At 63.1% G+C, this 11,755-nt stretch carries 8 protein-coding genes; 3 read left to right on the top strand and 5 right to left on the bottom strand.

Translation table 11 applies throughout. The annotated features are described in order from the left end of the window. Positions 1-10 precede the first annotated feature (10 nt). Complete coding sequence (locus AC0NIE_RS20410; RefSeq protein WP_123145930.1) at positions 11-298, bottom strand: FAD assembly factor SdhE; 288 nt, start codon at positions 296-298, stop codon at positions 11-13. A gap of 325 nt (positions 299-623) precedes the next feature. Between AC0NIE_RS20410 and recG the strand changes: the two genes are divergently transcribed. Further along, complete coding sequence (recG, locus tag AC0NIE_RS20405) at positions 624-2,732, top strand: ATP-dependent DNA helicase RecG (protein ID WP_473487277.1); 2,109 nt, start codon at positions 624-626, stop codon at positions 2,730-2,732. Here the strand turns inward: recG and AC0NIE_RS20400 are convergent. From AC0NIE_RS20400 to AC0NIE_RS20385, 4 genes are all read right to left on the bottom strand, one after another. After that, positions 2,684-3,442, bottom strand: coding sequence for a DUF502 domain-containing protein (locus AC0NIE_RS20400; RefSeq protein WP_473487276.1), 759 nt, complete (start codon positions 3,440-3,442; stop codon positions 2,684-2,686). The genes recG and AC0NIE_RS20400 overlap by 49 nt on opposite strands. A gap of 79 nt (positions 3,443-3,521) precedes the next feature. After that, complete coding sequence (glmS, locus tag AC0NIE_RS20395) at positions 3,522-5,345, bottom strand: glutamine--fructose-6-phosphate transaminase (isomerizing) (protein WP_473487275.1); 1,824 nt, start codon at positions 5,343-5,345, stop codon at positions 3,522-3,524. Positions 5,346-5,593: 248 nt separating this feature from the next. Continuing rightward, a complete protein-coding gene (gene glmU / locus AC0NIE_RS20390) occupies positions 5,594-6,955 on the bottom strand; it encodes a bifunctional UDP-N-acetylglucosamine diphosphorylase/glucosamine-1-phosphate N-acetyltransferase GlmU (RefSeq protein WP_473487274.1) in 1,362 nt (453 codons plus the stop codon). 401 nt (positions 6,956-7,356) lie between these two features. Beyond that, positions 7,357-8,103 (bottom strand): cytochrome c biogenesis CcdA family protein, encoded by a 747-nt coding sequence (locus AC0NIE_RS20385; RefSeq protein ID WP_473487302.1) that lies wholly within the window; start codon positions 8,101-8,103, stop codon positions 7,357-7,359. Positions 8,104-8,277: 174 nt separating this feature from the next. On the opposite strand from AC0NIE_RS20385, the gene AC0NIE_RS20380 reads away from it, so the two are divergent. Together AC0NIE_RS20380 and topA are read left to right on the top strand one after the other, a co-directional pair. Next, positions 8,278-8,655, top strand: a complete 378-nt coding sequence (locus AC0NIE_RS20380) for a COG4315 family predicted lipoprotein (RefSeq protein ID WP_473487273.1) — start codon at positions 8,278-8,280, stop codon at positions 8,653-8,655. 455 nt (positions 8,656-9,110) lie between these two features. Further along, complete coding sequence (gene topA, locus AC0NIE_RS20375) at positions 9,111-11,753, top strand: type I DNA topoisomerase (protein WP_473487272.1); 2,643 nt, start codon at positions 9,111-9,113, stop codon at positions 11,751-11,753. Positions 11,754-11,755: the final 2 nt, after the last annotated feature.

Genomic DNA, 11,755 nt, shown 5'->3' with positions numbered 1-11,755 from the left:
TACACGTCGTTCAGAATGTCATCGTCTGGCGCGACGCCAGGATTTTTTGCAGGACGGCACAATCGATATTTGCCGGAATCGGGCGTTCGCCGGTGATCACGGGCAGGAATTCGGTGTCGGGAACATCGAGGAGCCTCTCATATTGGTCGAGTTCGTCGCCGGTCAAGGCGCCGATCTCGGCGTCTGCGAAACTGCCGAGAATGAGGTCCATTTCGCGCATGCCGCGATGCCAGGACCGAAACAGAAGCTTGCGGCGGCGGGCGTCGAGCCCCTCGCTTGATCGTCTCGTTCCCGTCATTGACCAGCATCCTTGCCTGAAGCGGCGCATATAGCGTGGATAGAGGGCGGTGTCAGCCTTGCAACGGTCCGGGGGGTGTCTAACATCCCGGTGTGACATACACTCCTGACAACTTCAGCCCAGGCACCCCCCTCTGTCCTGCCGGACATCTCCCCCTCAAGGGGGGAGATTTGCTGTCGCGCCTGGTTTCGTCAATCTCCACCGCTGCAAGATGGGCGACGAGGCCAAAGCTGCCAATCTCCCCGCTTGAGAGGGAGATGCCAAGTGATGGCAAAGTGGGCAGGCCAGAGGGGGGTGAGCGCCGACATCGCGTGGTCTCTCACAAATGAGACCTTCGCTCCTCGATCCGCTGTTTGTCCCGATCACCTCGCTTGCCGGCGTCGGGCCGAAGGTTGGCGCGCTGATCGAGAAGGTCGTGCCGGCCGATCTCGGCGACCGAGCGGCGCGTGCCGGCGATCTTCTGTTCGTGCTGCCTCACACGGTGATCGACCGCCGCAACCGGCCGGGTATCGCCGGTTCGGCCGAAGGCGCGATCGTCACCCTCGATCTGCGCATCGACCGTCACCAGCCGCCGCCGCGCGGCAACAGATCGGTGCCGTACCGGGTCTACGCCCATGACGACACCGGCGAGATCGCGCTGACCTTCTTCCATGCGCATGCCGCCTATCTTGAAAAGGCGATGCCCGAGGGCGAGCATGTCGTGGTCTCCGGGCGCATGGAATGGTTCAACGGCCGCCCGACTATGGTTCATCCCGACCACATCGCGTTGGCCGGTGAGGCGGAAAACCTGCCGCTGGTCGAGCCGGTCTATCCGCTCACCGCCGGGCTCTCGGGAAAAGTGCTGCGCCGGGCAATCGGCCAGGCGCTCGCTCGCTTGCCGGTGCTGCCGGAATGGCAGGACGGCGAGTTTCTGCGCAGCCGGACCTTTCCTGCCTTTGGCGACGCGCTCGCCCGCATCCACAATCCCGCCGACCCGATCGACGTGTCCATCGACGGCGCTGCCTGGCGGCGTCTCGCCTATGACGAGTTTCTGGCAGGCCAGGTGTCGCTGGCGCTGGTGCGCGCAAAAGTCCGCCGCTTGTCCGGACGACCATTGGTCGGCGACGGCCGCATCGTCGAAAGGCTGCGCGCCGCCCTTCCCTATTCGCTGACCACCTCGCAGGAAATGGCGCTTGCCGAAATCAACGCCGATCTCGGTGACCCCGAACGCATGCTGCGCCTGCTGCAGGGTGATGTCGGCTCCGGCAAGACGGTTGTCGCGCTGCTCGCCATGGCGCGCGCCGTCGAGGCCGGCGGCCAGGCGGCCCTGATGGCGCCGACCGAAATCCTGGCGCGCCAGCACCTTGCGACGATTGCACCTTTGGCCGAACAAGCCGGCCTGCGCGTCGCCATCCTCACCGGCCGCGAAAAGGGCCGCGAGCGCACCGAGACGCTGGCCGGTCTGGCCAATGGCGAGATCGACATCGTCGTCGGCACCCACGCCCTGTTCCAGCAAACGGTGACGTTCCACGACCTTGTCCTCGCCGTCATCGACGAGCAGCACCGTTTTGGCGTCCACCAGCGGCTTGCCATCACCGCCAAGGGCGACGCGCCCGACATGCTGGTGATGACGGCGACGCCGATCCCGCGCACGCTGGTGCTGACCGCTTTCGGCGACATGGATGTGTCGAAGCTGACCGAAAAACCGGCCGGTCGTCAGCCGATACGCACTGTCACCCTGCCGCTCGAACGGCTCGACGAGCTGATCGGCCGCATGCGCGACGCCGTCGCCGACGGCCAGAAGATCTACTGGATCTGTCCGCTGGTCGAGGAATCCGAAGAGATCAAGCTGATGTCGGCGGAGGACCGTTTTGCCTCGCTGTATCAGCTGTTCGGCGACCGGATCGGCCTGGTGCACGGCCGCATGAAGGGCGCCGACAAGGACGAGGCGATGCGCGCCTTCAAGGCCGGCGAGACACGCATCCTGATCGCCACCACGGTCATCGAGGTCGGCGTCGATGTGCCGGATGCGACGATCATGGTCATCGAGCATGCCGAGCGCTTCGGCCTCGCCCAGCTGCACCAGTTGCGCGGCCGGGTCGGGCGCGGCGAAAAACCGTCCTCCTGCGTGCTGCTCTACAAGGATCCGCTCGGCGAGACGGCAACGCGCCGGCTGTCGGTGATGCGCGAGACCGAGGACGGCTTCCGCATCGCCGAGGAGGATCTGAAGCTGCGCGGCGAAGGCGAGCTGCTGGGCACCCGCCAGTCCGGCACGCCGGGCTTCCAGGTGGCGCGCATCGAGGCGCATGCCGACCTGCTCGAAGCCGCCCGCGACGACGCACGGCTGATCCTGTCGCGCGATCCGGAGCTGCAATCCGAACGCGGCGCCGCCCTTCGCATGCTGCTTTATTTGTTCGGCCGCGACGAGGCGGTGCGGCTCTTGCGCGCCGGCTGAGGCCCGGCACCCACCGGCGGATTGGCGATCTGCACGCCGATCGGCTTGCCGTTCAACGTCACCATTTTCGTCTTGACCTCCGGTGCCACCAGCCCGGCCGAGACGATCAGCTTGGCCCCGTCCTCGATCGTCATGTCGAGCAGCACGACATCGGATTTCGGCACATACATCAGGAAGCCGGTGGTCGGGTTGGGCGTGCACGGCATGAACACCGCGATCAGCGGGTTGCCTTCCTGGTCGAGCTTCTGGTTGATCTCGGTTTCCTTCTCGCTGGCGACGAAGACCAGCGACCAGACGCCCTTGCGCGGGTATTCGACCAGCCCGACCTGGCGAAACATGTCTCCCTTGTTCGACAGCACGGTCTCGAAGATCTGCTTCAGCGAGCCGTAGATGCCGCGCACCAGCGGCATGCGGCCGAGCAGGCGCTCACCAAACAGGACGATGGCGCGGCCGACGATATTGGCGGTCAGGAAACCGATCAGGGTGATCAGGATCAAGGCGACGATCAGGCCAAAACCCGGAACCGGCGCCGGCAAATAGCTATCGGGGTTGTAGCGCGCCGGAATATAGGGTTTCACCCAGGAATCGACCCAGCCGATGAAGGACCATGCAATGTAAGCGGTGATCGCCAGCGGCGCGCAGACAACAAAACCTGTCAGGAAATAATTCCGCAGCCGGGTCATGCCTGAGGTCTTGGAAGCATCGGACATGGTTCACCGCAGCACTGATTGCGGCACAACATTAGTGAACCGCAATCGGCTTTGGAACTGCGAAATTTTTAAACCACGGCTATTCCACAGTCACCGATTTCGCCAGGTTGCGCGGCTGGTCGACGTCGGTGCCCATGAACACCGCGGTGAAATAGGCCAGCATCTGGATCGGCAGCGCGTAGATGATCGGCGAGATGATTTCCGGCACGTCCGGCAGCACGATCGTCTCCATCGTCTTCACCGTGGCGTGCGCGGCACCCTTGCTGTCGGTGATCAGGATGATCTTGCCGCCGCGCGCAGCCACTTCCTGCATGTTCGACACGGTCTTTTCAAAGATGCGGTCATGCGGGGCAATAACGATGACCGGCATGTTCTCGTCGATCAGCGCGATAGGCCCGTGCTTCAGTTCGCCGGCGGCATAGCCCTCGGCATGGATATAGGAGATTTCCTTGAGCTTCAGCGCGCCTTCCATGGCCAGCGGGAAATTGGTGTCGCGGCCGAGATAGAGCACGTTCTTGTAGTGCGAGAGGTCGCGCGCAACCTTTTCGATCTGGCCGTCGAGCTTCAGGACCTGGTTGGCGTAGCGGGGCGCTTCCGACAGTTGGCGGACCAGCGTCGTTTCCTGCTCGCGCGAAATCGTTCCGCGCGCCACGCCGGCCCGCACGGCAAGCGAGGCCAGCACCGACAATTGACAGGTGAAGGCCTTGGTCGAGGCGACACCGATCTCCGGCCCGGCCAGCGTCGGCAGGATGACGTCGGACTCGCGCGCCATCGTCGATTCGCGGACATTGACGACCGCGCCGATCTTCATCCCGGCCTGCCGGCAATAGCGCAGCGAGGCCAGAGTGTCGGCGGTCTCGCCCGATTGCGAGATGAAGAAGGCGGCGTCTGTCTTCGACAGCGGCATCTCGCGGTAGCGGAATTCCGAAGCGACATCGATGTCGACCGGCAGCCGCGCATAGCGCTCGAACCAGTATTTGCTGATCAGGCCGGCCAGATAGGCGGTGCCGCAGGCCGAAATCGCCAGCCGATTGATCTCAGCGAAATTGAACGGCAGCTCGAGCGGCTTTGAGACGCCGCCAACAAAATCCACATAATGCGCCAGCGTGTGCGAGATCACCTCGGGCTGTTCATGGATTTCCTTCTCCATGAAATGGCGCCGGTTGCCCTTGTCGACCATGAAGCTGGTGCTGAGCGACTGCTGGCGCTTGCGGTCGACCTTGTTGCCGTCCATGTCGAAGATGCCGACGTCGTTGCGGCGCACCACCGCCCAGTCGCCATCCTCCAGATAGGTGATCGAATTGGTGAAGGGGGCAAGCGCGATGGCGTCGGAGCCCAAAAACATCTCGCCATCGCCATGGCCGACGGCCAGCGGCGGGCCGTTACGCGCGCCGACGATGAGATCCTCGTCGCCCTTGAACATGATGGCCAGCGCAAAGGCACCTTCCAGCCGCTTCAGCGCCTGGTGCGCGGCCTCGACCGGCTGCAGGCCCCTGGCCAGTTCGCGACCCACCAGGTGTGCGACGACCTCAGTGTCGGTCTGCGATGAAAATGTGTAGCCGTCGCGCATCAGCTCGTCGCGCAATTCGGCGAAATTCTCGATGATGCCGTTATGGACGATGGCGACGCCGTCGGAAAAATGCGGATGCGCATTGGTCTCGTTGGGCACACCATGCGTCGCCCAGCGCGTGTGGCCGATGCCGATCATGCCGTCGAGCGGTTCGTCCTTCAGCCGGCGTTCGAGATTGATCAGCTTGCCCTCGGCGCGCCGGCGCGCAAGCTTGCCGTGCTCGACGGTGGCGACGCCAGCCGAATCATAGCCGCGATATTCGAGCCTTTTCAGTGCATCGACGATCAGTGGCGCGACCGGCGAGTGACTGACAATTCCGACGATACCGCACATAGACGTTGCCCCCGATTCCGGCATAAAAGCCCGGCGCCATTTAGGGTTGGCCGGGCTGCCGCGAAAATCACATTGCGTTTCGTCCCGTATCAGCCGGAACGATCTTGCACAGATGCACCATGACAGGGCGCTCTTGCAATCCGGTTACAGCAATCGCTCAGTTTCTCCGAGCATGCATCCTATCTCGCCTCGGTGGTTCCTGAAATCCGTCGAAGACATGATGCAGCTCGTTGCGGAGCTCCGTCAGGCTAGCCTTTTTTCCGGGCCGCCGCAGCCGAAGCAAAACGCTCGCGCAATTCCTTGCCCTTGCCGGGCAGCGTCCTCTGGCGGGCGCGGCCGAAGGCCAATCCATCGTCGGGCACGCTTTCGGTGATCACGCTGCCCGAAGCGATGTAGCCGCCCTTGCCGATTGTAACAGGCGCCACCAGCGAGGAATTCGAGCCGACGAAAGCGCCCTCGCCGATGTCGGTGAAGAACTTCGAGTAGCCGTCATAATTGCAGGTGATGGTTCCAGCGCCGATGTTGGCGCCAGCGCCGACGCGGGCATCGCCGATATAGGTCAGGTGATTGACCTTGGCGCCCTCCTCGATCGTCGCCTGCTTGACCTCGCAGAAATTGCCGACCTTGGCTTTTTGCTTGAGGTCGGCGCCGGGGCGCAGCCGGGCGAACGGACCGACATCGCAGTCGGAAGCGATGGTGGCGCCTTCAATATGGCTGAAGGCATGGATCTTGGCGCCCGTCGCGATCTTCACGCCGGGCCCGAACCAGACATTGGGTTCGACGATCGTGTCGGCGCCGATCTCGGTGTCGTGCGAAAAGAACACGGTTTCGGGCGCGATCAATGTGACGCCGGAGAGCATGGCCTCGCGCCGCCGACGCGTCTGCCAGATGGCTTCCGCTGCGGCGAGTTCGGCACGGTTGTTGATGCCGAGCACATTCTCGAAGCCGGCTTCTGCGGCGATGACGTCAAGGCCTTGCCCGCCGGCGATCTCGACGATGTCGGTGAGATAGTATTCGCCCTTGGCGTTGTCGTTGCCGACTTGGTCGAGCAGGTTCAGCGCATGCTTTCCCGCAATCGCCATCAACCCGCCATTGCAGAAGGTGATTTTCTTCTCCTCGTCGGTGCAGTCCTTTTCCTCGCGGATGGCGATGAGCTTGCCGCCTTTTTCGATCAGGCGGCCATAGCCGGAAGGATTTGATGTGCGGAAGCCGACCACCACGACGGCAGCGCCCTCGGCCAGTTTCAGGCGTGCAGCAACCAGCACCTCCGGATCGATCAGCGGCGTATCGCCGAACATTACCAGGACGTCATCGTAACCCTTTGATATCGCATCGCGAGCCGCCAAAACGGCATGCCCCGTGCCGAGCCGCTTGTCCTGGACGAAGGTCTCCGCCTTCGGCGCGAACTTTTGCGTGGCCTTGCGCATCTCGTCCGCGCCATGGCCGATCACCAGCGCCAGATCACCGCTGCCTGCGGCTTCCGCAGCCTTGACGACATGGGCGACCATCGGCAGGCCGGCGATCGGGTGCAGTACCTTTGGCACAGCGCTCTTCATGCGTGTGCCTTCGCCGGCGGCGAGTATGACGGACAGGCAGGTTCTCTGGCTCATGGAATGGCAACCATATGAAAAGGGTTGGGAATCAAGGCATGTCTAGCATTGGCGCCAATGCTGCGCCAATGCGGTTAAATTCCAGTGAGGTGGTTGTGCTGCGTCGCAAATTCGATTTCTAATCCGGCCAATGATCTATGCTGGCGCTGCCCCTCATCTGCCTGCCGGCATCTTCTCCCCGTATAGTGACGGGGAGAAGGAGGCTGGCCGCAACCTCGGCACCCTTTCTGCAACGCTGGAGATTGGCGAAATCCTTTGCGAAGGCGTCCTTCTCCCCGTCACTATACGGGGAGAAGTGCCCGGCAGGGCGATGAGGGGCGGCGCAAACCTGAAGCGATTACCGTGCCGGCAGCGCCAGCTGCGATAGCTGTGAGTCGCATCAAGCTTTCGACTTGATCTAATCAACCCAGTTGCCCCAGCATCGGGAAATTCTCCAGCAGCCAGTAGGACGCGGCCTGCACGCCGCCGGTCAGGAAAAACACGCCGGCGACGACCAGCAGTGCGCCCATCACCTTTTCGACACGGCCGAGATGGACGCGGAATTTCGAGAGAAAGCGCATGAAGGCGCCGGAAAACAGCGCCGCGATCATGAACGGTATGCCGAGGCCGAGCGAATAGGCGGCAAGCAGCAGCGCGCCCTCGCCCACCGTCTCGCGGCCGCCGGCAAGCGTCAGGATCGGCCCCAGTACCGGTCCGATACAGGGTGTCCAGCCGAAGGCGAATGCCAGTCCCATGACGTATGCGGCAACGATACTGGCCGGCTTGCCCTGTGACTGGAAGCGCGCCTCACGCGACAGCAGCGGGATGCGCAATATGCCGAGGAAATTCAGCCCCATCAGGATGATCAGCACGCCGGCGGCCATGGCCAGCGGCTCCTGCCAGACGCGCAGCAGCCGGCCAATGGTCGAGGCGCCGGCGCCCAGCGCCACGAACACGGTCGAGAAGCCGAGAACGAATGCGATCGAGGCATAGAGCAGCGCGCTGCGTGCGTCGGCCTTGGCCGCGACGCCGGCATTGCCGCGGAAATCATCGACCGATACGCCGGCCATGTAGCAGAGATAGGGCGGCACCAGCGGCAGCACGCAAGGCGACAGGAACGAGATCGCCCCCGCCCCGACCGCGCTGACATAGCCGATATCCAATGCCATTTCCGAAACTCCAACTGTATCGGCGCCGATATAGCGGCGCACGGGCTTGTCCGCCAATCACCAATGCGTGGCAAGTTGCCGCCTCGCATCGAGGAAGAAACGACACGCCAAGCGCGTTGATGCAACGAGGCCGCGGCTTTCCGCGCGCTTCTCGATCATATCAGGGAGAGCGTCATGAAATCGATCACAGTTGGGCTGGCGATGCTTTTGCTCGGCACCGCCACTTCATATGCCGCCGAAGCGTGGAAAGAAGCCGATGTCGGCGGCACCAAGATATACACCGATGCCAACGGCATGACCCTTTACACCTACGACAAGGACGAGATGGGCAAGTCGAACTGCTACGACAAATGCGCCGCCAATTGGCCGCCGCTGAAGGCTGAGGCCGACGCCAAGCCCGAGGGCGAATGGACAATCGTCGACCGCACCGACGGCACCAAAATGTGGGCCTATGAAGGCAAGCCGCTCTACACATTCATCAAGGACAAGAAGGCCGGCGATGTGACCGGCGACGGCGTCGGCGGCGTCTGGCACATCGCCAAGGCCGACTAAGCCCCGAACCTGCATCCCCGCCATGACCGGCGGGAAATCCCTGGCTGCCGCGTAGCCCTGCAGGCCTCCCGGCGGCCAGCCTCTTGTGCTGTCCCGCTTGACACACGAGCCCCACTCGCCACGCCAGTCTCGCCCGCCAGCGTCGTCTCATCATGCCGGGCGTCCCTCAGCTGGGGCTGGCGCGTGATCGATGTTTCTCTTATATCCGCAGAAGATTTTGTCCCGTTTTCCCGGATTCATTGCTGACTTGCCCAACGATAGGGCAGCCGCTCCCCTTATCTGGGATTGCGGATATCACATGATGCGCCCTTGGGTTGCGCGCTCAATGCAGGACTACATTTTGGGCGCTTCCCCTTGACCGGACGCAAAAGCGCGGCCATGTGAGCGACAATTGTACGAGATTTCGTCGCGCGCAGCGGAATTCTTCTGCCGCACCACAGCTGATATGAGACCTCATGGACGTCGTCGTCGTCGAATCGCCGGCCAAAGCGAAGACAATCAACAAGTACCTCGGAAAGAACTACAAGGTCCTGGCCTCGTTCGGTCACGTCCGCGATCTGCCGGCCAAGGATGGCTCGGTGCGTCCGGACGAGGATTTTGCCATGTCCTGGGCTGTCGACACCGCCTCGAGCAAACGTCTTGCCGACATCGCCAAGGCGGTCAAGGACGCCGACGGCCTGATCCTCGCCACCGATCCGGATCGCGAAGGTGAAGCCATTTCCTGGCATGTCCTGGAAGTGCTGAAGCAGAAGCGCGCGCTGAAGGACAAGCCGGTCAGCCGCGTCGTCTTCAACGCCATCACCAAATCGTCGGTGCTGGAAGCGATGGCCAATCCGCGTCAGATCGATGCGCCGCTGGTCGACGCCTATCTCGCCCGCCGTGCGCTCGACTATCTCGTCGGCTTCACCCTGTCGCCTGTCCTGTGGCGCAAGCTGCCCGGCGCCCGTTCCGCCGGCCGCGTCCAGTCGGTGGCATTGCGCCTCGTCTGCGACCGCGAGTTGGAGATCGAGCGCTTCATCCGCGAGGAATACTGGCAAGTCGCCGCCATTCTCGGTACGCCGCGCAAGGAAAATTTCGAAGCGCGGCTGACCGCCTTCGACCGCAAGAAGCTGCAAAAGCTCGACATTTCGAACAAGGCGCAGGCCGACGACATCAAGGCGATGCTGGAAGGTGCGACCTTCAAGGCGCTGTCGGTCGAAGCCAAGCCGACCAAGCGCAATCCAGGTCCGCCCTTCACCACCTCGACGCTGCAGCAGGCCGCCTCCTCGCGCCTCGGTTTTTCGGCAAGCCGCACCATGCAGGTGGCGCAGCGGCTCTATGAAGGCATGGACATCGGCGGCGAGACCACCGGCCTGATCACCTATATGCGAACCGACGGCGTGCAGATGGCGCCCGAGGCGATATCAGCCGCGCGCGACGCGATCGCAAAAGAGTTCGGCCCAAAATACCTGCCTGAAAAGCCGCGCTACTACACGACCAAGGCCAAGAACGCCCAGGAAGCGCACGAAGCGATTCGCCCGACCGATTTCATGCGCACGCCCGCTTCGGTCAGGCAATATCTCGATGCCGACCAGGCACGGCTCTACGAGATAGTGTGGAAACGTGCCATCGCCAGCCAGATGCAGCCGGCCGAGATCGAGCGTACCACGGCCGAGATCGAGGCGGTCAACGGCGCCCGCACCGCGGAGCTTCGCGCCGTCGGTTCGGTCGTTCGCTTCGACGGCTTCATTGCCGCCTATACCGACCAGAAGGATGAGGATTCGGAGGACGAGGAAGACCGCCGTCTGCCCGAGATCCGCGCCGGCGAACAGCTCGACCGCGAGGCGATCAATGCCACCCAGCACACCACCGAACCGCCGCCGCGCTATTCGGAAGCCTCGCTGATCAAGAAGCTGGAAGAGCTCGGCATCGGCCGGCCGTCGACTTACACGGCGATCCTGAAGACGCTGGAGGACCGCGACTACGTCAGCATGGACAAGCGCAAGCTGTTGCCGCAGGCCAAGGGCCGGCTGTTGTCGGCCTTCCTCGAAAGCTTCTTCGAGCGCTATGTCGAATATGATTTCACCGCCTCGCTCGAGGAAAAACTCGATGAAATCTCCGACGGCAGGCTCGCCTGGAAGGATGTGCTGCGCGATTTCTGGAAGGATTTCTCGGGCGCCGTCGCCGACATCAAGGAATTGCGTGTCACCGACGTGCTCGACGCGCTCAACGAGGAACTGGCGCCGCTGGTGTTTCCCGCGCGCGAGGACGGCTCAAATCCGCGCATCTGCCCGAAATGCGGCACTGGCAACCTGTCGCTGAAGCTCGGCAAGTTCGGCGCCTTCGTCGGCTGCTCGAACTATCCCGAATGCTCCTTCACCCGCCAGCTCGGCGACGCCGCCAACCCCAATGGCGAAAACGGCAATGGCGAGGACCGCACCAAGGTGCTGGGCAAAGACCCCTACACGGCGGAGGAAATCACGCTGCGCAGCGGTCGTTTTGGCCCCTATATCCAGCGCGGCGACGGGAAGGAGGCCAAGCGTTCCAGCCTGCCCAAGGGCTGGACAGTCGATTCGATCGACCACGAAAAGGCCCTCGCCCTGCTGTCGCTGCCGCGCGACGTCGGCAAGCATCCGGAATCCGGCAAGATGATCTCGGCCGGTCTGGGGCGCTACGGCCCGTTCGTTCTGCATGACGGCACCTACGCCAATCTCGACAGCATCGAGGACGTGTTCTCGATCGGTCTCAACCGCGCCGTGTCGGTCATCGCCGAGAAGCAGTTGAAGGGCCCGGGCGGCCGCAATGGCGGCACGCCCGCCGCCTTGAAGGAGCTTGGCGAGCATCCCGCAGGCGGCGGCAAGATCGTCGTGCGTGACGGCAAATACGGGCCTTATGTTAATTTCGGCAAGGTCAATGCGACGCTGCCGAAGGGCAAGGACCCGCAGTCGGTGACAATCGAGGACGCGGTGGCGCTGATTGCCGAGAAGGAAGCCAAGGGTGGCAACGGCGGCAGAAAGCCCTTCCGCAAAGCGGCGGCACCTGCCAAAAAGCCTGCGGCGGCCAAAAAACCGGCGGCCCAAAAACCGGCGGCCAAGAAAGTGGCCAACAAAAAGGGATAGTG

The sequence above is a fragment of the Mesorhizobium sp. WSM4842 genome (assembly GCF_055901575.1).
The sequence above is the reverse complement of the archived record's forward strand: the minus strand, read 5'-3'. Positions and strand labels throughout refer to the sequence as shown.

Excerpts from the sequence above, each read along its gene's own strand:
- AC0NIE_RS20410 (WP_123145930.1), bottom strand. The coding sequence starts at position 298 with ATGACGGGAACGAGACGATCAAGCGAGGGGCTCGACGCCCGCCGCCGC.
- recG (WP_473487277.1), top strand. The coding sequence starts at position 624 with ATGAGACCTTCGCTCCTCGATCCGCTGTTTGTCCCGATCACCTCGCTT.
- AC0NIE_RS20400 (WP_473487276.1), bottom strand. The coding sequence starts at position 3,442 with ATGTCCGATGCTTCCAAGACCTCAGGCATGACCCGGCTGCGGAATTAT.
- glmS (WP_473487275.1), bottom strand. The coding sequence starts at position 5,345 with ATGTGCGGTATCGTCGGAATTGTCAGTCACTCGCCGGTCGCGCCACTG.
- glmU (WP_473487274.1), bottom strand. The coding sequence starts at position 6,955 with ATGAGCCAGAGAACCTGCCTGTCCGTCATACTCGCCGCCGGCGAAGGC.
- AC0NIE_RS20385 (WP_473487302.1), bottom strand. The coding sequence starts at position 8,103 with ATGGCATTGGATATCGGCTATGTCAGCGCGGTCGGGGCGGGGGCGATC.
- AC0NIE_RS20380 (WP_473487273.1), top strand. The coding sequence starts at position 8,278 with ATGAAATCGATCACAGTTGGGCTGGCGATGCTTTTGCTCGGCACCGCC.
- topA (WP_473487272.1), top strand. The coding sequence starts at position 9,111 with ATGGACGTCGTCGTCGTCGAATCGCCGGCCAAAGCGAAGACAATCAAC.